This is a genomic window from Brevibacillus fluminis, assembly GCF_052072235.1.
In the GTDB taxonomy this organism is placed as follows: domain Bacteria; phylum Bacillota; class Bacilli; order Brevibacillales; family Brevibacillaceae; genus Brevibacillus_D; species Brevibacillus_D fluminis_A.
Genome location: NZ_CM125436.1, coordinates 240,001 through 262,335 on the forward strand (window position 1 = coordinate 240,001; position 22,335 = coordinate 262,335).

At 51.0% G+C, this 22,335-nt stretch carries 22 protein-coding genes and 1 rRNA gene (1 of these 23 only partly in view); 22 read left to right on the forward strand and 1 reads right to left on the reverse strand.

From position 1 onward, the window contains the following. From ACTID9_RS01440 to pssA, 9 genes are all read left to right on the forward strand, one after another. Window positions 1-1,948, forward strand: a 23S ribosomal RNA gene (locus tag ACTID9_RS01440); it begins 981 nt to the left of the window's first position. Between the two features lie 176 nt (window positions 1,949-2,124). After that, window positions 2,125-3,228: an MGDG synthase family glycosyltransferase gene (locus ACTID9_RS01445; protein WP_441069526.1), complete on the forward strand. Its 1,104-nt coding sequence runs from the start codon at window positions 2,125-2,127 to the stop codon at window positions 3,226-3,228. A 282-nt stretch (window positions 3,229-3,510) separates the two neighbouring features. Then, the gene (locus ACTID9_RS01450) at window positions 3,511-3,975 is read left to right on the forward strand and encodes a CtsR family transcriptional regulator (protein ID WP_441069527.1); all 465 of its coding nucleotides are present in this window, start codon (window positions 3,511-3,513) and stop codon (window positions 3,973-3,975) included. A gap of 33 nt (window positions 3,976-4,008) precedes the next feature. Then, a complete protein-coding gene (locus tag ACTID9_RS01455) occupies window positions 4,009-4,548 on the forward strand; it encodes a UvrB/UvrC motif-containing protein (RefSeq protein WP_441069528.1) in 540 nt (179 codons plus the stop codon). A gap of 18 nt (window positions 4,549-4,566) precedes the next feature. Further along, window positions 4,567-5,622, forward strand: coding sequence for a protein arginine kinase (locus ACTID9_RS01460; RefSeq protein WP_441069529.1), 1,056 nt, complete (start codon window positions 4,567-4,569; stop codon window positions 5,620-5,622). Window positions 5,623-5,685: 63 nt separating this feature from the next. Continuing rightward, a complete protein-coding gene (locus ACTID9_RS01465; protein WP_441069530.1) occupies window positions 5,686-8,133 on the forward strand; it encodes an ATP-dependent Clp protease ATP-binding subunit in 2,448 nt (815 codons plus the stop codon). Window positions 8,134-8,255: 122 nt separating this feature from the next. Then, complete coding sequence (gene radA / locus ACTID9_RS01470; RefSeq protein ID WP_441069531.1) at window positions 8,256-9,623, forward strand: DNA repair protein RadA; 1,368 nt, start codon at window positions 8,256-8,258, stop codon at window positions 9,621-9,623. A gap of 3 nt (window positions 9,624-9,626) precedes the next feature. After that, window positions 9,627-10,706 carry a DNA integrity scanning diadenylate cyclase DisA gene (disA, locus tag ACTID9_RS01475; RefSeq protein WP_441069532.1) on the forward strand — a complete coding sequence of 360 codons (1,080 nt, stop codon included), beginning with the start codon at window positions 9,627-9,629 and terminating at the stop codon, window positions 10,704-10,706. A 73-nt stretch (window positions 10,707-10,779) separates the two neighbouring features. Next, window positions 10,780-11,511 carry a CDP-diacylglycerol--serine O-phosphatidyltransferase gene (gene pssA, locus ACTID9_RS01480; RefSeq protein WP_441069533.1) on the forward strand — a complete coding sequence of 244 codons (732 nt, stop codon included), beginning with the start codon at window positions 10,780-10,782 and terminating at the stop codon, window positions 11,509-11,511. 105 nt (window positions 11,512-11,616) lie between these two features. Here the strand turns inward: pssA and ACTID9_RS01485 are convergent, their stop codons facing one another. Next, on the reverse strand, window positions 11,617-12,012 hold the full coding sequence (locus tag ACTID9_RS01485; protein WP_441069534.1) for a DUF1573 domain-containing protein: 396 nt from the start codon (window positions 12,010-12,012) through the stop codon (window positions 11,617-11,619). A 286-nt stretch (window positions 12,013-12,298) separates the two neighbouring features. Between ACTID9_RS01485 and ACTID9_RS01490 the strand changes: the two genes are divergently transcribed. The 13 genes from ACTID9_RS01490 to nusG all read left to right on the forward strand — a co-directional run bounded on the left by ACTID9_RS01490 (window position 12,299) and on the right by nusG (window position 22,189). Beyond that, entirely contained in the window at window positions 12,299-13,396 is a 1,098-nt protein-coding gene (locus tag ACTID9_RS01490; RefSeq protein ID WP_441069535.1) for a PIN/TRAM domain-containing protein, read from the forward strand. A gap of 26 nt (window positions 13,397-13,422) precedes the next feature. Further along, window positions 13,423-14,115: a 2-C-methyl-D-erythritol 4-phosphate cytidylyltransferase gene (ispD, locus tag ACTID9_RS01495; protein ID WP_441069536.1), complete on the forward strand. Its 693-nt coding sequence runs from the start codon at window positions 13,423-13,425 to the stop codon at window positions 14,113-14,115. A gap of 17 nt (window positions 14,116-14,132) precedes the next feature. After that, on the forward strand, window positions 14,133-14,615 hold the full coding sequence (ispF, locus tag ACTID9_RS01500) for a 2-C-methyl-D-erythritol 2,4-cyclodiphosphate synthase (protein ID WP_441072352.1): 483 nt from the start codon (window positions 14,133-14,135) through the stop codon (window positions 14,613-14,615). A gap of 41 nt (window positions 14,616-14,656) precedes the next feature. After that, window positions 14,657-16,135, forward strand: coding sequence for a glutamate--tRNA ligase (gene gltX, locus ACTID9_RS01505; RefSeq protein ID WP_441069537.1), 1,479 nt, complete (start codon window positions 14,657-14,659; stop codon window positions 16,133-16,135). 301 nt (window positions 16,136-16,436) lie between these two features. Beyond that, window positions 16,437-17,102: a serine O-acetyltransferase gene (gene cysE / locus ACTID9_RS01510; RefSeq protein WP_441069538.1), complete on the forward strand. Its 666-nt coding sequence runs from the start codon at window positions 16,437-16,439 to the stop codon at window positions 17,100-17,102. Beyond that, a complete protein-coding gene (gene cysS / locus ACTID9_RS01515) occupies window positions 17,083-18,489 on the forward strand; it encodes a cysteine--tRNA ligase (RefSeq protein WP_441069539.1) in 1,407 nt (468 codons plus the stop codon). The genes cysE and cysS overlap by 20 nt, the downstream gene beginning before the upstream one ends. 9 nt (window positions 18,490-18,498) lie before the next feature. Beyond that, window positions 18,499-18,909, forward strand: a complete 411-nt coding sequence (locus ACTID9_RS01520; protein ID WP_441069540.1) for a Mini-ribonuclease 3 — start codon at window positions 18,499-18,501, stop codon at window positions 18,907-18,909. Then, the gene (rlmB, locus tag ACTID9_RS01525) at window positions 18,906-19,661 is read left to right on the forward strand and encodes a 23S rRNA (guanosine(2251)-2'-O)-methyltransferase RlmB (protein WP_441069541.1); all 756 of its coding nucleotides are present in this window, start codon (window positions 18,906-18,908) and stop codon (window positions 19,659-19,661) included. The genes ACTID9_RS01520 and rlmB overlap by 4 nt, the downstream gene beginning before the upstream one ends. 1 nt (window position 19,662) lies before the next feature. Next, on the forward strand, window positions 19,663-20,187 hold the full coding sequence (locus tag ACTID9_RS01530) for an NYN domain-containing protein (RefSeq protein WP_441069542.1): 525 nt from the start codon (window positions 19,663-19,665) through the stop codon (window positions 20,185-20,187). Between the two features lie 81 nt (window positions 20,188-20,268). Continuing rightward, window positions 20,269-20,919, forward strand: coding sequence for an RNA polymerase sporulation sigma factor SigH (gene sigH, locus ACTID9_RS01535; protein WP_122921583.1), 651 nt, complete (start codon window positions 20,269-20,271; stop codon window positions 20,917-20,919). A 298-nt stretch (window positions 20,920-21,217) separates the two neighbouring features. Continuing rightward, complete coding sequence (rpmG, locus tag ACTID9_RS01540; RefSeq protein ID WP_281275003.1) at window positions 21,218-21,370, forward strand: 50S ribosomal protein L33; 153 nt, start codon at window positions 21,218-21,220, stop codon at window positions 21,368-21,370. A gap of 2 nt (window positions 21,371-21,372) precedes the next feature. Further along, complete coding sequence (secE, locus tag ACTID9_RS01545) at window positions 21,373-21,606, forward strand: preprotein translocase subunit SecE (protein ID WP_441069543.1); 234 nt, start codon at window positions 21,373-21,375, stop codon at window positions 21,604-21,606. A gap of 46 nt (window positions 21,607-21,652) precedes the next feature. Then, window positions 21,653-22,189: a transcription termination/antitermination protein NusG gene (gene nusG / locus ACTID9_RS01550; RefSeq protein ID WP_441072354.1), complete on the forward strand. Its 537-nt coding sequence runs from the start codon at window positions 21,653-21,655 to the stop codon at window positions 22,187-22,189. Window positions 22,190-22,335: the final 146 nt, after the last annotated feature.

The window sequence follows — 22,335 nt, forward strand, 5'->3', positions numbered from 1 at the left end:
GGGAGTCAGACGGCGAGTGCTAAGATCCGTCGTCAAAAGGGAAACAGCCCAGACCATCAGCTAAGGTCCCCAAGTGTATGTTAAGTGGGAAACGATGTGGAGTTGCCCAGACAACCAGGATGTTGGCTTAGAAGCAGCCACCATTTAAAGAGTGCGTAATAGCTCACTGGTCGAGTGACTCTGCGCGGAAAATGTAACGGGGCTAAACATACCACCGAAGCTATGGCAGTCCTAACGGACTGGGTAGGGGAGCGTTCCAAGCAGCAGTGAAGCCGTACTGGAAAGAGCGGTGGAGCGCTTGGAAGTGAGAATGCCGGTGTAAGTAGCGAAAAGACAAGTGAGAATCTTGTCCACCGAAAGCCTAAGGGTTCCTGGGGAAGGCTCGTCCTCCCAGGGTTAGTCGGGACCTAAGCTGAGGCCGAAAGGCGTAGGCGATGGACAACTGGTTGATATTCCAGTACCACCGTGATTGCGTTTGAGCGATGGCGTGACGCAGGAGGATAGGGTGAGCGGCCTATTGGATGGCCGTCTAAGCAGTAAGCCTGATGTGTAGGCAAATCCGCACATCGTAAGGGCAAGCTGTGATGGCGAGGGAAATTTTAGTACCGAAGTCCCTGATTTCACACTGCCAAGAAAAGCGTCTAGTGAGCAATCTGGTGCCCGTACCGCAAACCGACACAGGTAGGCGAGGAGAGAATCCTAAGGTGCGCGGGATAACTCTTGCTAAGGAACTCGGCAAAATGGCCCCGTAACTTCGGGAGAAGGGGCGCCTCGGTAGGGTGTTAAAGCCCGAGGGGGCCGCAGTGAAAAGGCCCAAGCGACTGTTTAGCAAAAACACAGGTCTCTGCGAAGCCGCAAGGCGAAGTATAGGGGCTGACGCCTGCCCGGTGCTGGAAGGTTAAGGGGATGGGTTAGCGCAAGCGAAGCTTTGAACCGAAGCCCCAGTAAACGGCGGCCGTAACTATAACGGTCCTAAGGTAGCGAAATTCCTTGTCGGGTAAGTTCCGACCCGCACGAAAGGCGTAACGACTTGGGCGCTGTCTCGGCAAGAGACCCGGTGAAATCATAATACCTGTGAAGATGCAGGTTACCCGCGACAAGACGGAAAGACCCCATGGAGCTTTACTGTAGCCTGGTATTGGAACTTTGTGCATCATGTACAGGATAGGTGGGAAGCTGAGAAGCAGGGGCGCCAGCCTCTGTGGAGCTGTCGGTGGGATACCACCCTTGATGTACGGAGTTTCTAACTCGGCACCCTTATCGGGTGCGAGGACCATGCCAGGTGGGCAGTTTGACTGGGGCGGTCGCCTCCTAAAAAGTAACGGAGGCGCCCAAAGGTTCCCTCAGAATGGTCGGAAATCATTCGTAGAGTGTAAAGGCACAAGGGAGCTTGACTGCGAGACCTACAAGTCGAGCAGGGACGAAAGTCGGGCTTAGTGATCCGGTGGTTCCGCATGGAAGGGCCATCGCTCAACGGATAAAAGCTACCCTGGGGATAACAGGCTTATCTCCCCCAAGAGTCCACATCGACGGGGAGGTTTGGCACCTCGATGTCGGCTCATCGCATCCTGGGGCTGAAGTAGGTCCCAAGGGTTGGGCTGTTCGCCCATTAAAGCGGTACGCGAGCTGGGTTCAGAACGTCGTGAGACAGTTCGGTCCCTATCTGTCGCGGGCGTAGGAAATTTGAAAGGAGCTGCCCTTAGTACGAGAGGACCGGGGTGGACATACCGCTGGTGCACCAGTTGTTCCGCCAGGAGCACAGCTGGGTAGCTATGTATGGACGGGATAAGCGCTGAAAGCATCTAAGCGTGAAGCCCCCCTTGAGATGAGATTTCCCACAGAGTCAATCTGGTAAGACCCCTCATAGACGATGAGGTTGATAGGTTCGGTGTGGAAGCGCGGTAACGCGTGGAGCTGACGAATACTAATCGGTCGAGGGCTTATCCACAACAATCCATAGCAATGACTTGCGTATCCAGTTTTCAGGGAACAAAACTTGTGTAAACTACATAATAAAACAATCCTCAACTTTGCTGGTTGAGGTTTTTTGTTTTCTGACTTGAGAATACATATATCCTAGTCTAACATCAGAAGTGAAATGAGTTGGAGGATAGGAGAACGGAAATGAAAAAAATTCTAATCTTTTCCGCCTCGATTGGAAACGGGCACAATCAAGCAGCCAGGGCGATGCAGGAGCATTTAGCAGAAAAGGGCTATACATCGATGATCATTGACACGCTGGAATACATCAGCCCAACGTTTCACAAGATCTTATTAGAGGGATATACCAAACTGCTAAAGCTATCGCCTAAGGTATGGGGAAGAATTTATCACAACACAGAGAGAACCCGTTTTTTTGATATGAACGTACTGATGAATAAATTATTAGCCAATCAGTTGAAAAAACTGATCGAAAATGTGAAGCCTGACGCGTTCATTGCCACGCATCCGTTTGCCAGCTGCATGCTGTCGGTGCTGAAAGGCCGGAATGAATGGCAGGAACCGATTTATACCATCATCACGGATTACACGATTCATCCTTCATGGATAAACCATCACATCAACTACTACTTTATCGCGCATGAGCAGCTGTATTACCTTGTCGACATTTACCGGCAAGAATATCGCAAATACAAGCCCATGGGCATTCCCATCATGAAAAAATATGGAATGCCGGTGAATGCGGAAGAAATCCGGGAAAAGCTGAACATTCGCCCGGAGCAAAAATGTGTGATTCTGTCCGGGGGCGGCTTGGGCTTGGGGCCGATGGAGCAGGTGCTCTCCGGTTTGGATAAAATCGATACACCATGCAAAACATTCGTCTTGACGGGCCAAAATGACAAATTGTACCGCAGGGTGTCCAACAAAACCTATGCCCAGGAAGTTGTGCCACTGCGATTCATCGACAATTTTCACGAATATTTGACGGTGGCCGACCTGATCGTCACCAAGTCCGGCGGATTGACGACGGCGGAGGTCATGAGCAAGCAAGTCCCCATGATCATCTACAACCCGCTGCCCGGGCAGGAGGAGCGCAACAGCCATTTCTTGCTGAATAACGGCTGTGCCGTGCACGCCACCGTCACAGAGCAGTTGATGTACTTTATCGAAGAACTGCTGCAAAACCAAACGAAGGTGGAACACATGAAGGAGTCGGCAAGCCGAATAGCCAAGCCATTCGCCGCAGACGACATTGCGACATTTATTGTGCATGACATGGAAAAGTGAGGACCGATCAAGGGAAAGCCCAGTAAATCCACCATGGTCATCGATGAGAAAGCCCAACATGTTCGACACGGTAACCCATACTCCACCAAAAACCCCCCATTTCCTCGCGAAGTGGGGGTTTTTGTCCAGCAAATGGCGGGTTTTAATGCAGACAATCTTGACAAAAATAAGCAGGAGAGAGTCACACACATGCTTGCATTGCGATATCGTAAGGATTATAATCAAAGTCAAAGATAGTCAAAGTCAGTTTTGGTGTGTATTACGGAACAAGGAGGCGAAACTTTGCGAAACATCTCGGACATTATTGAACATCATCTGAAGAATATCTTGCAAGAGAGTCCCAATGGATGGATCGAGATTCAGCGTAGCGAGATAGCCGACATGTTTCAATGTGTACCATCACAGATCAATTACGTCATCAACACGCGGTTCACCATTGAAAAAGGTTACATTGTGGAGAGCAAGCGAGGGGGCGGCGGCTATATTCGCATACGAAAAGTGCAAATCGTCAACAAGACTCGTCTACAGGAATTGTTGACAGAGGAGCTGATCGGCGAAAGCATTTCACAAGGAGTCGGCTACGCAATCGTCGACCGTCTGCTCGAAGAAGGATTGATCAATGTGCGTGAGGCGGCATTGATGAAAATTGCCACTTCGCGAAATGTGCTTCTTGTGGACACAGAGTTGCGTGATCGCCTGCGAGCAACCATCCTCAAGCAGATGATTGCTTCGATTTTGCTTAAATAACCTTCAAAAAGCTGGTTGTAGGGAGGAATTCTCATGACCTGTGAAGAATGCGGTAAAAAGCCCGCCACATTGCACCTGACCAAAATCGTCAATGGAGAGAAAACAGAGTACCACATCTGTGAAGCATGCGCCAAAGAAAAGGGCGACATTATGGGTGGCTTCAACAATTTCAGCATCCATAATCTTCTCTCCGGCCTGCTGAATTTTGATCCAATGAGCAAAAGCAACCCCGCTGGGCAACCATCCAGCCAAGCAGCATCCCAGGTAAAAATACAACGCTGCGAAACGTGCGGACTCACCTATGCCCAGTTCAGCAAAAGCGGCCGTTTCGGCTGCAGTGACTGCTATCAGGCGTTTGGTTCAAAACTCGATCCGATGTTCCGCCGTATTCATGGCAACACCGTCCACTTCGGGAAAGTTCCGGAGCGCACAGGAGGCCAGATCAAAATACGCAAAGAGCTGGATCAGTTGAAAGCATCCTTACAGCAATTCATCGCGACCGAAGAGTTCGAAAAGGCTGCGGAAATACGCGACCGCATTCGATCTCTCGAGCAAAAGATTGCGCAATCCTAACAAGGAGGTGAGGCGGCGGTGTCCAAACAGCAATTTATGCAACAGCCTTGGAGCAATTGGATGAAAGGAAACGGACCGGAAGCTGACATCGTGATCAGCACGCGGCTAAGGATTGCTCGCAACTTGCGCCATCATCCGTTTCCACTGTTAGCAACCGATTCGCAAGCCGAGGAGGTGCTGAATAAAGTAATTGATGCCAGCCAAAGCGCAGCGATGGCGCAGCTTGGACCATTTGAACCCATTCGGATGGATGATCTGTCTGCCCTGGAAAAGCGCGTGTTGGTAGAAAAGCACTTGATCAGTCCGAATCTGGCAGAGGAGTCGCGAAAAGGCGCGGTATTGCTTAATCAAGACGAATCGATCAGCATCATGGTGAACGAAGAAGATCATATACGAATACAAGTGCTTTTATCTGGTTGTCAGCTAAAAGAAGCATGGGAAACCGGAACAAAGATTGATGATATATTTGAAAAGCAACTGAATTATGCTTTTGATGAAAAACGCGGGTACTTAACCAGCTGCCCGACAAATGTAGGAACCGGCATTCGTGCATCTGTGATGCTCCATTTGCCCGCATTGGTGATGACGCAACAAATTAGCCGGATTTTGCAGGCGATCAACCAAGTCGGATTGGTGGTCCGCGGCCTATATGGCGAAGGCAGCGAAGCGCTCGGCAACCTGTTCCAGCTGTCCAATCAGGTGACGCTGGGAATGTCCGAGGGTGATATTCTCTCCAACCTGTACGGTGTTGCGAACCAGATTATCGAGCAGGAACGCGTGGCCCGCCGTTATTTGGAGGAGCATTCGCGGATGGCTGTAGAAGACCGTATCTACCGGTCCTATGGCATTCTCAAATTCGCCAGAACCGTAGAGACCAAAGAAGCGGCCCAGCGCTTGTCTGATGTGCGCCTCGGGGTCGATCTGGGACTCATTCCCGATGTGTCGCCGCTTGTCTTAAACGAAATGCTCGTGCTTAGTCAACCGGGATTTTTACAGCAGAATGCCGGCCAGAAGCTCAGCCCTGAACAGCGGGATGAGCGGAGAGCGCGACTGATCCGCGAGCGGCTTGCCTAAAGCAATTCCATCCTTCATACATTGTTTCGTACCCTATGAATGAACCGCTGGAGGTGTCATGCTATGATGTTTGGACGATTTACAGAACGAGCACAAAAAGTTTTGGCGTTGGCTTTGGAAGAAGCCGTACGTTTGGGACATAAGGATATCGGTACAGAGCACGTCCTTTTGGGACTGATCCGCGAGGGCGAGGGTATCGCTGCAAAAGCGCTGCAATCCCTTGGCTTGGGACTCGATAAAATCCAAAGCGAAGTGGAAGCGCTGATCGGCAGAGGAACCGAGCAAAGCGGAAATTACACACCGAACTACACACCGCGTGCAAAAAAAGTAATCGAACTGTCGATGGATGAAGCCCGCAAGCTGGGCCATACTTACGTCGGTACCGAACACATCCTGCTTGGCCTCATCCGCGAGGGAGAAGGCATCGCAGCACGCATCATGAACAATCTTGGCGTAAGCCTGAACAAAGCGCGTCAGCAGGTTCTGCAGCTGCTCGGCAGCTCCGAAATGATGGCATCCCATCAGCCGGCAAATAACAGCGCATCGGCGAACACGCCAACATTGGACGGTCTTGCCCGCGATCTGACCGCGATTGCGAAAGAGGGCGGCCTCGACCCGGTTATCGGTCGCCAAAAAGAGATCGAGCGCGTCATTCAAGTATTGAGCCGACGCACCAAAAACAACCCTGTATTGATCGGGGAGCCAGGCGTAGGGAAAACGGCAATCGCCGAAGGTTTGGCGCAAAAGATCGTAAACAACGAGATTCCCGAAACGTTGCGCGACAAGCGCGTCATGACGCTTGATATGGGAACCGTGGTAGCAGGAACCAAATATCGTGGTGAATTCGAGGATCGTTTGAAAAAAATCATGGATGAAATCCGCCAGGCGGGCAACATCATCCTGTTTATCGATGAGCTTCACACCCTGATTGGCGCAGGGGGAGCAGAGGGAGCGATCGATGCTTCCAATATCCTGAAGCCTGCTCTGGCGCGCGGCGAGCTGCAATGCGTGGGCGCGACCACGCTGGATGAGTATCGCAAGTACATCGAAAAAGATGCTGCGCTTGAGCGTCGTTTCCAACCGATCCAGGTTGACGAGCCGAGCGTTGAGGACGCGATCAAAATTTTGCACGGCTTGCGCGATCGTTATGAAGCGCACCACCGCGTAAAAATTACGGATGAGGCGATTGATCAAGCGGTTCGCCTTTCCGATCGCTATATCACAGACCGCTTCCTGCCGGATAAGGCGATCGACCTGGTGGATGAGGCAGCGTCCAAAGTGCGCTTGCAGTCATTCACCGTACCGCCTAACTTGAAAGAGCTTGAAGTGCGTTTGGAAGAGGTGCGCAAGGAAAAAGACGCAGCGGTGCAATCGCAGGAGTTCGAAGAAGCTGCTGCGTTGCGCGATCAGGAACAAAAGCTGCGCGAAGAGCTGGACCGCACCAAAAAGGATTGGAAAGAGCGCCAGGGCAAACTGAACATGGAAGTGACGCCGGAAGATATTGCACACGTCGTCGCGAACTGGACGGGAGTACCGGTCGTCAAGCTGAAGGAAGAAGAGACCGAGCGCTTGCTGAAAATGGAAGAAATTTTGCATGATCGCGTGATCGGGCAAGATGAAGCTGTCAAATCCATCTCTCGTGCCGTACGCCGTGCGCGTGCAGGCCTGAAAGATCCGAAGCGTCCGATCGGTTCGTTCATTTTCCTCGGCCCGACAGGTGTAGGGAAAACCGAACTGGCGCGTGCAGTGGCAGAAACGCTGTTTGGCGATGAAGATTCGATGATCCGCATCGACATGTCGGAATACATGGAGAAGCACTCGACCTCCCGTTTGGTTGGGGCGCCTCCGGGGTATGTGGGATATGACGAAGGCGGTCAACTCACCGAGAAAGTCCGCCGCAAGCCATACTCGGTCATCCTGCTCGACGAGATTGAAAAAGCGCATCCGGATGTATTTAACATCTTGCTGCAAGTTCTCGACGATGGACGTCTGACCGACTCCAAAGGGCGCACCGTCGACTTCCGCAATACGGTGGTCATCATGACATCCAACGTCGGTGCCAATATGATCAAGAAAAATACATCGCTCGGCTTCACCACTGGCGATACCGAGAAGAAATACCAGGATATGAAAGACAAAGTGATGGACGAATTGAAGCGCAGCTTCCGTCCTGAATTCCTCAACCGCATTGACGAGGTCATCGTCTTCCACTCCCTGGAGCAGGAGCACATCGAGCAAATCGTTTCGCTCATGACCGATGAGCTGCGCAAGCGCCTGAAAGAGCAAAGCATCGACTTCCAGCTCACAAACGAAGCCAAAAAGGTTTTGGCCAAGGAAGGCTTCGATCCGGCTTACGGAGCGCGTCCGCTGCGCCGTGCCATCCAGCGCAACATCGAAGACCGCCTTTCCGAAGAGCTGCTAAAAGGCACAATCAGCAAAGGCGACACGGTTAACATTGATGCCGAGGAAGGCAAATTGACCGTAAAACGTTTGGAAACAAGCAACACATAAAAGCAATGAGGGGTATCTTCCTTTGGGAAGGTATCCCTTCGCGTTTTCCTGCGGATAGCAGGAGAAAGCTGCTGCGTTAACGAATTCTTTGTATTTAATTTCCAATTCTAGGGGTTGCGAGTATGTCCAAGATCAAAACAAAATACGCATGTCAGTCTTGCGGATATGAGAGTCCGAAATGGATGGGCAAATGTCCGGGATGCAACAGCTGGAACACAATGGTAGAAGAGATAGAAACGAAATCCGCGCCCAATCGTAATACTATTGGGAGCGGTGTAAAACAGGCGGCGTTGCCGTTGACGCAAGTGGCAAGCGAAGAAGAGCCGCGCTTCGACACGACAATCGGGGAATTGAACCGCGTATTGGGCGGCGGTCTCGTACCTGGATCGCTCGTTTTGGTCGGTGGAGATCCGGGGATCGGCAAGTCCACACTGTTGTTGCAAACCTCGTTTGCGTTGGCGTTGAACGGGTACAAAGTCTTGTACGCCTCGGGTGAAGAATCCGTGAAACAAATTAAACTCCGCGCTGATCGACTCGACTCAAAGACTCCTCCCTTGTATGTCGTGGCAGAGAATGACATGGAGCTGATCGAGGAACAGATCCAGGCGATTGAACCCGATGTGCTCATTATCGACTCGATACAAACGGTGTTTCACCCCGCGATTCAGTCAGCAGCCGGTAGCGTTGCGCAGGTGCGAGAGACGACAGCCCAGCTGATGCGAATTGCCAAAGGGAAAGGGATTGCCACGTTTATCGTCGGCCACGTAACGAAAGAAGGGGCAATTGCCGGTCCGCGCATGCTTGAGCACATGGTGGATGCCGTACTGTATTTTGAGGGAGAACGGCATAATACATTCCGCATTTTGCGCGCGGTAAAGAACCGGTTCGGCTCAACGAACGAAATCGGCATTTTTGAAATGAAGGACCGAGGATTGGCCGAAGTAGCGAATCCGTCGGAGCTGTTTTTGGCTGAGCGCCCTGTCGGCGTGGCGGGCTCCACGGTTGTGGCCAGCATGGAAGGCACGCGCCCGATGCTTGTTGAATTGCAGGCGCTGGTAGCGCCCACGGGCTTTGTCACTGCGAGGAGGATGGCGACCGGCGTCGATCATCAGCGCGTTGCGATGATTATGGCAGTATTGGAAAAAAGAATCGGACTCATGCTCCAAAACCAAGATGCATATGTAAATGTAGCAGGGGGCGTGCGTCTCGATGAGCCAGCGATCGATTTGGCGATTGCTGTGAGTATTGCGAGCAGCTTTCGGGATCATCCGACCAATCCATCTGATGTCGTGATTGGCGAGGTCGGGTTGACTGGTGAAGTGAGAGCCGTTTCCCGAATCGAGCAGCGGATCCGTGAGGCGGCGAAGCTGGGCTTTAAGCGGGTGATTGTTCCGGAAAAAAATATTCGTGGCCTCGAATTACCCCCTGACATACAAGTAGTTGGTGTGAAAACAGTAGAAGATGCATTGCATGAGGTTTTGGGGGGATAAGCGATGCTTGAGGCGACCTCGAAAAAAGATGGAAGCATCAGTGAGGTTTTGAGATTGGTTGCACCGGGAACAATGTTTCGTGAAGGGTTGGAAAACATCCTTCGCGCGAAAACAGGCGCGCTGATCGTCGTGGGGTACGGTCAAGAGATGAAAGGGATCGTAGATGGCGGCTTTTCCATTAATTGCGACTTTACCCCCGCTCATTTGTATGAATTAGCGAAGATGGATGGGGCGATCATAATCAGTGAAGACACAAAACGGATTTTGTTCGCCAATGCACAGCTGATCCCGTCGCCAGCGGTAGTGACCACCGAAACAGGGACGCGGCACCGGACAGCGGAACGCACGGCAAAGCAGACGAACCATCTGGTCGTCGCGATTTCACAGCGTCGGAACATTATCTCCTTGTACAAAGGCAATTTCCGCTATGCGCTCAAAGATTTGGGCGTTATTTTGGAAAAAGCCAATCAGGCGATTCATACGCTGGAAAAATACAAAACCGTGTTGGACCAATCGTTAACCAATCTGAGCGCACTGGAGTTCGAAGAATTGGTCACAATCAACGAAATCGCCAGCGTGTTGCAACGAATCGAGATGGTTTTGCGTATAAAAGCAGAGATCATGAAATACATCAATGAATTGGGTACTGAAGGTCGGCTCATCAGCATGCAGCTGGCAGAGCTGATCGCCAACATCGAGGATGACGCCAGCATGTTGATCCGCGATTATGTCCGTAACGCCGACTGCTCACCAGAACAAGTGTTGCGTGATATGAAAAAGCTGTCGGCCGACGAAATTTTGGAAGTGCACTCCTTTTTAAAGCCGCTCGGCTATTCGGCCTCCCTCACGCTGACGGAAGAATCGGTTTCTCCCCGGGGGTATCGATTGCTACATAAAATTCCGCGTTTGTCGATGTCGATTACGCAAAACCTGGTGAATCATTTTCACCATTTGCCGCGCATCATGATGGCTACCATCGAGGAACTTGATGAGGTTGAAGGGATCGGAGAGGTGCGCGCACGCTCGATCAAGGAAGGGCTGCGACGGATTCAGGAGCAGGTGTTCATTGACAGGCACATTTAAGTCAAATAGTATAAGGATGGTCAAGCATTTTAGGAATTATTGGTTTGTTAACCCATCATACAGGAGGTAGCCTATGTTCGTGAAAGCATTGCCGAACATGTTGACTGTAGGCAATCTGTTCCTTGGGGTCGTGGCAATGATCCTTGCTTTTCAGGGGAATCAATATGTTGATTATGCAGCGATTACGGTAATTGTCGGGATGTTATTGGATGGATTGGACGGGCGGGTTGCCCGGATGCTGAATGCCCAAAGCGAGTTCGGAAAAGAACTGGATTCGCTGTCGGATGTCATTACATTCGGAGTAGCGCCAGCCTTTATTATGTACGTGGTAGCATTGCAGCAGCTGGATGTAATCGGCATTATCATCACAGCGATTTTTCCGATCTGCGGGGCGCTGCGCCTTGCCAGATTCAACGTGCAGGCCGGAGTACCCGGCTATTTCACCGGTTTGCCGATTACGGCAGCAGGCGGTGTGCTGGCCACGCTGGCACTGTATCATGAAGTGTTCCATCTCGGGCTGTTGCTGCTGAGCATGCTGCTCTTGGCGTTCCTCATGGTATCCAATGTAAAATACCCGAACTTCAAAAAAGTGGGCATTCCGAAAGCGGCCTACTGGATCACGCCGATCATCGTGCTGGTGGTTGTTGTGGTAGCGGTCAAGTTCCCGAGCCAGTTTCCCAAAATCGTCTTTCTCCCGCTTGCGCTCTATGCGCTGTACGGCATAAAAAAAAACGTTGAGTTTTTGTTCCGCAAGCTCAAAGCGCGGCGCGAAGAACGGAAAACAAAAACCTTTCCTTTCGACTGATCTCGACAGGAACGCGACGAACAGAATCGTTTATTGTCAGTAAAAAAACGGCCTCGGGCCGTTTTTTTTTGCAACCTTTTCACCTGTGATTCGTACTACAAATAACTAGGATAAGTTGAAAACGCCTAGGGTATTCAACCGTTTAGCTTCCGTCTCGAGAACGTCTGCGAGCTTGATGTCAGCGATGTTGCACAGTGCCGTCAGGTAAAACAGATTTTTGCCCAGCTCTGCTGTCAGCACATCCTTGCAGTGCTCGCACAGCGGTCCGGAATAGTGGGTATCCAAGTGGGACTGATGCTCCTTCAGGCTTTTGTCAGTATCATACGGTTGCTTGCGAGCACTTACCTCGACGCACCCGCACTCGGTAACGGCTTTGGTAAGGGCACGATTTACACGCGCGGTACTCTCTTGGGTCTTGGAAAGAACATCAAGCACGCTGCGATGACGAATCAACAGCTGTGACACTTGATCCTGAAACGCTTCCAGCGAAATTTTGCCCATTCTGAATCACCTCGGCTTGTAATATGGGTAAAAAGAATCCGACAACCTCGGGAAATCGTCTGAATTTTTCGTTACCAATTTATTGAATATTATAAGGAGTTGATTGCCATACTGTCAAAATATTGACTTTAATTTGCTTGATGTGGTAAAATTTTTGGCCATTTGACACGTGAAAAAAATATTTGCTATAGTGGTGGAAAGTCGCATAAGAAAAACTACATGTTGTTTTTTCATACAGGGTTTTTCTTACCAACTTTCGTCCATATTAATAGCAGGAGGTGAAGGCATGTTAAAAAAGGTGTTTACCATTTTGTTTGTAGTGGTCGGTGGAGGCCTGGGTTATCAGTTTGGTCCCGCCTTGTTCGACTTGCTTAATTCGCTATTGAATTTCGGACAGGTGCTTGAGCCATTGCAATCGTATATCGGTGCGGTTGTCGGCGCGGGATTGTTTTTCCTTCTGGCGAACTGGCTGGTTGATTACATCGTAAATACCATTCATTGGGGCGAGGATACGCTTCTCAAACTGCCGATTATTGATGTGATGTTTGGTGCGATGGGGCTGATTATTGGTCTTATTCCTGGCTTTTTATTATACCTTCCCATCAACAGCATTCCGATTCCGGTATTGCGAGATTTCCTTCCGTTGGTTGTCTCGGGACTACTTGGCTATTTGGGCTTTCAGGTGGGCTTTCGCAAGAGAGATGAGCTTATGTCCATTTTTTCAATCGGGCGTAAGGAAAAGGCGAAAAAGGGAAGCGGAGGAATTGCGGCCAATGTCGAGCATAAAATTCTCGACACCAGCGTGATCATCGATGGGCGCATCGCTGATATATGCCGTACCGGTTTTATCGAGGGCGAGCTGGTGATCCCGCGCTTCGTGCTGGAGGAATTGCAGCACATCGCAGACTCTTCCGATGCGCTGAAGCGTAATCGCGGCAGACGCGGACTGGACATTTTGAACAAAATCCAGAAAGAGCTGAAGGTCAAAGTCCAGATTCACGAAGGTGACTTTGAAGACGTCTCCGAGGTGGACAGCAAGCTGGTCAAATTGGCGAAAGTGCTGAATGGTAAAGTGGTGACCAACGACTTCAACCTGAACAAGGTTTGTGAATTGCAGGGCGTGCCTGTGTTGAACATCAACGATTTGGCCAATGCGGTCAAGCCGGTTGTCCTTCCAGGCGAAGAGCTGAACGTCCAGGTGATCAAGGACGGGAAAGAGTATGGTCAAGGCGTGGCATACCTCGATGACGGCACGATGATCGTCGTGGAGGGCGGACGCGAGTTTATCGGCAGCGACTTGGATGTGCTGGTCACGAGCGTACTGCAAACCTCGGCTGGACGAATGATCTTCGCGAAGCCAAAGCTGTTGGAAAAAGCATTGTAGACGATAGGCATGGAGAGGATTGACAGGTGAATACGGGTGCCGTAATCGTGGCAGCCGGTTCCGGCAAGCGCATGGGAGGAGAGCGTAACAAGCTCTGGCTCCCGCTTGCCGGCAAACCGATCTTTTGTCACACAATTGAATTATTTGTTTCCCATCCGATGATCGCTGAAACGGTCCTCGTCGTGAGCGGGGCAGACCGCGCGGACATTGCCGAACTGATCGAGCGGCACGGCTATCGCAACATCAAGCTGGTTGCAGGCGGTGCAGAGCGGCAGGAGAGCGTGCAAAATGGTCTCGCGGCTTTGTCGGCATCCTGTGAGTATGTGCTGGTGCACGATGCGGCGCGTCCGTTCCTCACAGCAGCGCAGCTGACGGCTGTAGTCGAGCGGGTACAGCAGGATCAAGCCACCATTCTGGCGGTCCCGGTCAAGGATACAATCAAGATTGTTGGCGACGATGGTTATGTCGAATCAACACCTGCCAGAGAAAGCTTGTGGGCTGTGCAAACCCCGCAAGCTTTTCGTCTTGCTCTTTTGCAGGATGCGCACAGGCAGGCGAGTGACGCAGGCAAAACAGGCACGGATGATGCGATGCTTGTGGAATGGATGGGCCACCGGGTTTCCGTCATGATGGGCAGCTATGAAAACATCAAGATCACGACACCGGACGATCTGTGGCTCGGGGAAGAAATTTTGCGAAAAAGACTAGGCAGCGATTGAGGAGAGGAATAACGTTGATGCGAATTGGACAAGGCTTTGATGTACACCAGTTGGTGGAAGGGCGCCCGTGCATTATCGGCGGCGTGACGATTCCGTACGAAAAAGGACTTTTGGGGCATTCCGATGCGGATGTACTGCTGCATGCCATCAGTGACGCGCTGCTCGGCGCGATCGGTGAAGGTGACATCGGCAAGCATTTTCCGGATACCGATCCGGAGTATAAAGACGCGGACAGCCTGAAACTGCTCGTTCACGTTTGGAAGCTGGTCAAGGAAAAAGGCTATGAGCTGGGCAACGTCGATGCGACGATCATTGCGCAGAAGCCCAAAATGGCTCCATACATTCCCAAAATGCAGGAAGTGATCGCCCGCGCCTTGGAGGCATCGGAGCTGTCACAGGTGAATGTCAAGGCGACGACAACGGAACAGCTGGGCTTCACCGGCAGAGGGGAAGGAATCGCTGCTCAGGCGGTTTGCTTGCTTGTCAAGTCGACTCGGTAGTAGTAACATAATGAATCAAAGGCGAATAAGGATGGTGTCACATGTCTAAGGAAACCCGAGTGCGGTATGCACCAAGTCCAACTGGTCATTTACATATCGGCGGTGCGCGCACGGCGCTGTTTAACTATCTGCTGGCTCGCCGCAATGGCGGCAAGTTCATCGTGCGTATCGAAGATACGGACCAAACACGTAACATCGAGAATGCTGCAGAAAAGCAAATGGAAAACCTCAAGTGGTTGGGTGTCGAATGGGATGAAGGTACCGACGTAGGAGGTCCTCATGCTCCGTATCGCCAAATGGAGCGCCTGGACATCTACCGTAAATATATTGACCAACTGCTGGCAGAAGGCAAGGCATACTACTGTTATGCGACCAAAGAGGAGCTGGATGCTGAGCGGGAAGAACAGCTCGCTCGCGGGGAAACGCCGCGGATTCTGGAAAAGCATCGCAATGTGACGGCAGAACAGCGTGCCCAGTTCGAGCAAGAAGGACGCGTTCCGTCGATTCATTTCCTCGTGCCAGACGATCGCGTGTATGTCGTCAATGACGTCATTCGCGGCCAAGTCACGTTTGAATCCAAAGAGATGGGTGACTTTGTCATCTGTCGCCCTGATGGAATTCCGACCTACAACTTTGCGGTCGTAATCGATGACTACCTGATGGATATCACGCATGTAATCCGCGGGGAGGAGCACTTGTCCAACACGCCGCGCCAGCTGATGATTTATGAAGCATTTGGCTGGGAGCCGCCGCAATTTGCCCACCTTGCCCTGATCTTGAACCAAGACGGCAAAAAGATGAGCAAACGCGACGAGAGCATCATTCAATTCATCGAGCAATACCGCGACCTCGGCTTCCTGCCGCAAGCGATCGTGAACTTCATCGTCCTGCTGGGCTGGTCCCCGGGCGGTGAAGAAGAGATTTTCCAAAAAGAAGAACTGATCAAGCTCTTCTCCCTGGAACGCGTCAACAAATCGCCAGCGGTATTCGATACCATCAAGATGAACTGGATGAACAACCATTACATCAAGCAGGAATCCGTCGATAAAATCACGGAACTGTGCCTGCCGCATCTGCAAAAGGCCGGCTTCATCGAAGAAGAGCTGTCGCCTGAGCGTTACGAATGGGTGCGCGGAATCGTGGAACTTCATCAGGAAAAAATGTCCTACTGTGCGCAAATTGTACCGTTGGCTGCCCTTTTCTTCCTGAATGATGTGGTGTACGATGAAGATGCGAAAAGCGTCGTGATCGAAGAGCAAGTGCCGCAAGTGCTAAGCGCCCTCAAAAATCACATCATCAATAGTGCGGAATACAATGTGGATACGATCCAAGCGATCCTCAAGTCCGTACAAAAAGAAACCGGGCACAAAGGAAAGGCGCTGTTTATGCCAGTTCGCGTTGCCGCAACCGGACAGATTCATGGGCCTGACCTTGTAAAATCGCTCTACCTCTTGGGGAAAGAGCGCGTGTTGTCCCGTATTGATCAATTGTTGGAAAATCGCGAAGCGATTGCAAAATAAATGCGTTGAACAGGTGAAGTACACGCAGTGTGCCGTCTGACAGAGAGGATGGAAAGGTGAGAGCCATCCGGCGGGAACTCGTAGAAATGCCCCTGGGAGCTATTGTCTGAAACCGCTGCTGTGCGGGAGTAGGATGGATCGGGAAGCCCTCCGTTATCATGGGCGAAAAGCGAGGTTGAGCCGTTTGTCACCAGGCTTGGCCTAAGCAGAGTGGAACCACGGTTATGGCCGTCTCTGCGCCTTGTGATCAAGGCGTGAGGCGGTCTTTTCTTTTTGTACACTTGCAGGGGGTGAATTCATCATGTGGAAACAATTAAAGGAAGACATCGAAGCCATTTTCGAACGGGACCCGGCTGCCCGAAGCACGTTTGAAGTGGTGCTCACCTATTCGGGATTGCATGCGATTTGGGCGCATCGCATTTCTCACAAGCTGTGGAAGGCGGAATGGTATACGCTGGCTCGCGTAGTATCCCAGTTCGCCAAATTTTTAACCGGCATCGAAATCCATCCGGGCGCACGCATTGGCAAAAAGCTGTTTATTGACCATGGCTCGGGGGTTGTGATCGGGGAGACCTGTGAAATCGGTGACAATGTGACCATTTACCAAGGAGTTACACTGGGGGGGACCGGTAAAGAAAAAGGAAAGCGCCACCCGACAGTTGGAAATAATGTAATCATTGCTACCGGAGCGAAAGTGCTCGGTTCGTTTAAGATCGGCGACAACTCCAAAATCGGTGCGGGCTCTGTCGTCTTGCAGGAGGTTCCGCCGAATGCGACGGTTGTGGGGATGAAGGCCAAAATTGTCATTCAGGACGGAAAGCGCGTCGCCCAGGATTTCGACTTGGTCAATCTTCCTGACCCGATTGCAGACATGATTCGCCAAATGCAACGTGAAATTGAAACGCTTCGCGATGAAGTGCAGCTTTTGAAGGAGGGCGCGAAACAAAATGAGCATTCACCTATATAACACCATGTCGCGGAAAAATGAGGAGTTTAAACCGCTGGAACCAGGGAAAGTAAAAATATATGTATGCGGGCCGACCGTGTACAACTATATCCATATCGGGAACTCCCGCCCGGCGATCGTGTTCGATACGCTGCGCCGCTATTTGAGCTACCGCGGGTATCAGGTCACATTCGTGCAAAACATCACCGATGTCGATGACAAGCTCATTCGGGCGGCGAATGAAGAGAACACGACCGTCAAGGAATTGGCCGATAAATACATGAAGGCATATAACGAGGATCTGGCATCGTTGAACGTGCTGCCGCCGGATATTCAGCCGCGCGTCATGGAGACGATCCCGGAAATCATTTCGTTCGTGGAAGCGCTGGTTGAAAAAGGATTCGCTTATGAAAGCGAAGGCGATGTATACTTCCGCACCGGCAGATTTAAGGAATACGGCAAGCTGTCGCACCAGCCGATCGACGATTTGCAAGCCGGTGCACGGATTGAAGTGAACGAAAAGAAGGAGAGCCCCCTCGACTTTGCGCTGTGGAAAGCGGCGAAACCGGGTGAAATTACATGGGAAAGCCCTTGGGGACTGGGCCGTCCCGGTTGGCATATCGAATGCTCTGCGATGGTGCTGAAGTTTTTGGGCGAGTCCATCGACATCCATGCTGGCGGTTCTGACCTTACCTTCCCTCACCATGAAAATGAGATCGCGCAGTCGGAGTGCATGACCGGACAGGTGTTTGCGCGCTATTGGTTGCATAATGCCATGCTCAACATCGATAATGAAAAGATGTCCAAATCGCTCGGGAACTTCAAGCTTGCCCGTGATTTGATCAACGAATATGGCGGCCAGCTGATTCGCTTCTTCATGCTGTCGGGGCATTACCGCAGCCCGATCAATTTCAGCAAAGAGATGCTGGAGCAGGCGAGCAATGGGCTGGAGCGCATCCGGATTGCCTATGCGAACGCCAAGCATCGACTGGCGACCGCGCGTCCTGAAGAGCCGAATGGAGCGGCTGAGGAGCAAGCTGCGATCATTGACCAGCTTCGTCAAAAGTTTATCCGTGAGATGGACGATGACCTCAACACGGCCAATGCCATCACGGTTTTGTTTGACCTGACAAAAGAAGTGAACCTGTACTTGCGCCATGAAAATGTCGGCAAAGCGCAGCTGGAAGCATACCGCGACCTGTTCCTGGAGCTGGCTGCCGTTCTCGGCCTCGAGCTGGAGGAAGACAGCGCGCTGTTGGACGAAGAGATTGAAGCGTTGATTGTGGAGCGGACGGAGTCCCGCAAAGCGCGGAATTTCGCCAGAGCGGATGAAATCCGTGACCTCTTGACGGAAAAAGGCATTTTGCTGGAAGATACACCGCAGGGCGTCCGCTGGCGCCGCAAGTAAGGAGCAGGCATGCACAGAGAACAACTGAAAAATGACCCGAAATTAACGAACCCCCTTGTCCTTGCGTTTCTGGGGGACGCGACATACGCTCACTTCGTGCGCTTTCACTTGATCGCAAAAGGTCTGGTAAAACCAAACCAGCTGCACAAGCAAGCGAATCGCTACGTATCGGCAGCTGCACAGGCGAATATCCTGCTGCAGCTCATGCCGATGCTAACGGAGGAAGAGGCGGCGATCGTCAGGCGCGGGCGCAATTCGAAGTCGGGTTCTACGGCAAAGAACGCCAGCATCATCGACTATCGCCATGCGACAGCGTTTGAGGCTTTGATTGGCTATCTCTCCCTGACAGGCGAGGAAACAAGAATGGCGGAATTACTGGAAAAGGCATTTGCCATTGTGGAAGGAGCACATGAAGGATGAGCGAGGAATGGATTGTCGGGAAAAACCCGATTATAGAGGCGCTGCGATCCGGCCGCACCATCAATAAAATCTGGATGGCGGAAGGGATCAACAAAAACCAGCTGGGACCGATTCCGGGCCTGGCGAAAGAGCAAGGCGTTGTCATCACGACAGCCAACCGCAAAAAGCTGGATCAGCTGAGCAATACGGAGCATCATCAAGGCATCATCGCTTCCGTCGCGGCTTATGATTACGTGGAAGTGGAGGACATGCTTGCACGCGCCAAGGAAAAGGGCGAGGCGCCGCTGTTGTTGATCCTCGACGAGCTGGAAGATCCGCACAACCTCGGATCGATCCTGCGCACAGCCGATGCGGTAGGCGCACATGGGGTTATCATCCCGAAGCGCCGCTCGGTCTCTCTGACCGCGACGGTAGCGAAAGCTTCTGCGGGTGCGATTGAATATGTACCGGTCGCCCGCGTCACCAATCTGGTCAGAACAATGGAAGAGCTGAAGGAGCAAGGTGTGTGGATTGCCGGTACGGACGCTTCTGCCAAGCAAGATTTTCGCGAGGGCGATTTCAGCATGCCGTTAGCGCTCGTGATCGGCAGCGAAGGAAAGGGCATCAGCCGTTTGGTACGGGAGAACTGTGATTTCCTCTTCCACATACCGATGGCGGGTCAGGTGACGTCACTGAACGCGTCTGTGGCCGCTGCGCTCTTGATGTACGAAGTGTTCCGGGTAAGGAGTCCGCTTACGGCCCGGGTGAAATGAAATGGCAAAGAAGAAAGACAAATCCCTGCTGATTGTGGATGGCTATAATATTATCGGGGCTTGGCCGAAATTGCGCGCGTTGAAGGATGAGGATCGGATCGATGACGCGCGCGATCTCCTCATCGCCCAGCTGGCCGAATACCAAGGCTATTACGGGATTCAGGTCATCGTCGTATTCGATGCCTATACGGTGCCGGGAATCGGCCGTAAGCAATCTGAATACAAAATTGAAATCTTGTTCACAAAGGAAAAAGAGACGGCTGACGAGCGCATCGAAAAAATCGTCTCGCAATATTACCAAAAAAATCGACAAATCTATGTAGCGACCTCTGACTACACGTCGCAGCGGGTCATTTTTGGACAAGGAGCCTTGCGAAAATCAGCGCGGGAGTTATTGCTTGATATAGAAGTTGCAGGGAAAGAGATCAAGGAACAAGTCGCCAAAACCCGGGAAGACCGCTTTACTTCAAAGATACCATTGAGTGATGAAATAGCGAAAATTTTCGAAAAATGGCGAAGGGAGTAGACGAGACTTGGTTGACGCTATTTTGGCGATTCATGTATAATAACCATAGTTTATGGGAAATCAGTTGTCGGAGGGATAATCGTGAGCGTTGACCTCAAGGAGTTGAAATATACCCAGTATGAACTGATGTCCGATGAAGAAGTAGTAGATTTGGTAAGAGATAATGACGCCGAGGCGTTGGAATACTTGATCAATAAATACAAAAATTTCGTGCGAGCGAAGGCCCGATCGTATTTTCTGATCGGAGCGGATCGCGAAGATATTGTGCAGGAGGGCATGATCGGGCTGTACAAATCGATTCGTGATTTTCGCGGTGACAAACTCACATCGTTCAAAGCGTTTGCTGAGCTGTGCATCACGCGCCAAATTATCACAGCGATCAAGACGGCCACGAGGCAGAAGCATATTCCGCTGAACTCTTACGTATCGTTGGACAAGCCAATTTACGACGAAGATTCCGATCGTACCTTGCTGGATGTTATCTGCGGCACGAAAGTGACAGATCCGGAAGAGCTGTTTATCAATCGCGAGGAATTTGACGACATCGAAGGCAAGATGAGCGAGATTTTGAGTGAGCTGGAACGTCAGGTGCTGATGCTCTATTTGGATGGACGATCCTATCAGCAGATCGCTGTTGAGTTGAAACGCCATGTCAAATCGATCGACAATGCGCTTCAGCGCGTAAAACGGAAACTGGAAAAGTATCTGGAAGGCAGAGAGATTCATTTGTAAAAAATGAGCTCTCTTTTTTTGTTCGTAAAAACTGGAACAAATCCACTTACTTTTGTCAAGACGTTTTATTGACATGAAGATTCCTGTATGATAAATTTGTTTAGGTAGCCGTAGAGGCCTATTCTATGGTTGCTTCTTTTAAATGGTCACCGGAAAGAAAGTAGCGGTTTTTTCCTGTACTGTTTAGAGCGGCGGCCAAGCCGTTAACTAAGGTTATACCGGAAGTTTGGCTCTGTCGAATTTCCTACTGCTTTTTACTTTTTTATTACGTAATGTATCAGTTGAGATGGAGGTGGCAATGATGCGAGTAAATGTAACGTTGGCATGCACTGAGTGCGGAGAGCGTAACTATATCACCACCAAGAATAAGCGTACGAATCCTGAACGCATCGAGCTGAAAAAGTATTGCTCCCGCGATAAAAAGCAAACAGCACATCGTGAGACCAAGTAATTATGCAAGTCACGAAGTCTGGGGGTAGCTCTGTGAGTTTTCTTTCGAGGTTTCGTCGTTTTGGCGAATTCTTTGGTGATGTTTGGTCCGAATTGAAGAAAGTTCGCTGGCCAAACCGTAAAGAGCTCATCAATTACACAAGCGTTGTGCTCATTACGGTGGTACTGCTGGCTGTGTATTTCTTTGTGATTGATTTGGGCATTTCGCGCTTGATCGATCTGATTTTAGGCAAGTAATATTTCAAGACCTGGGAGGGACGGACGGGTTATCGTCCTCGTGGATATGGAAAAAGCGTGGTATGTTGTTCATACGTACTCTGGGTATGAAAACAAGGTAAAAACGAATCTGGAAAAACGCGTCGAGTCGATGGGAATGGAAGATAAAATCTTCCGCGTTCTCGTTCCTACCGAAGAAGAGGTAGAAACCAAGGATGGCAAAAAGCGTACCGTCACCAAGAAGGTGTTTCCCGGATACGTCCTTGTTGAGATGGTCATGACCGACGACTCTTGGTATGTCGTACGGAATACCCCTGGAGTGACAGGCTTTGTAGGGTCCACGGGAGCCGGGTCCAAGCCGACCGCGCTGTTGCCGCAAGAGGCGGATGCCATCCTGCGTCACATGGGGATTGAGCTGCCGAAGGTCAGGGTTGATTTCGCGCTGCGTGACATGGTTCGCGTTAAGGACGGTCCGTTTGCGAACCGTTCTGGCGAAATCATCGAGATTCAGCCGGACAAGCAAAAGGTTCGCGTTCTTGTGGACATTTTCGGTCGAGAAACGCCGGTTGAATTGGATTTTACACAAGTTGACAAATTGGATTAGGATGCATCTTGAAAAGTATCTCCTAATATGATACATTTCAATTTGTTTAAAAGCGGCTTGCGCCGTTTTTGGAATCCGCACCAATTTGCGGTTCCCACACTCTTGTATATAACTGAAAGTCCTGCTACATAGGCTTTCTCGGAGCA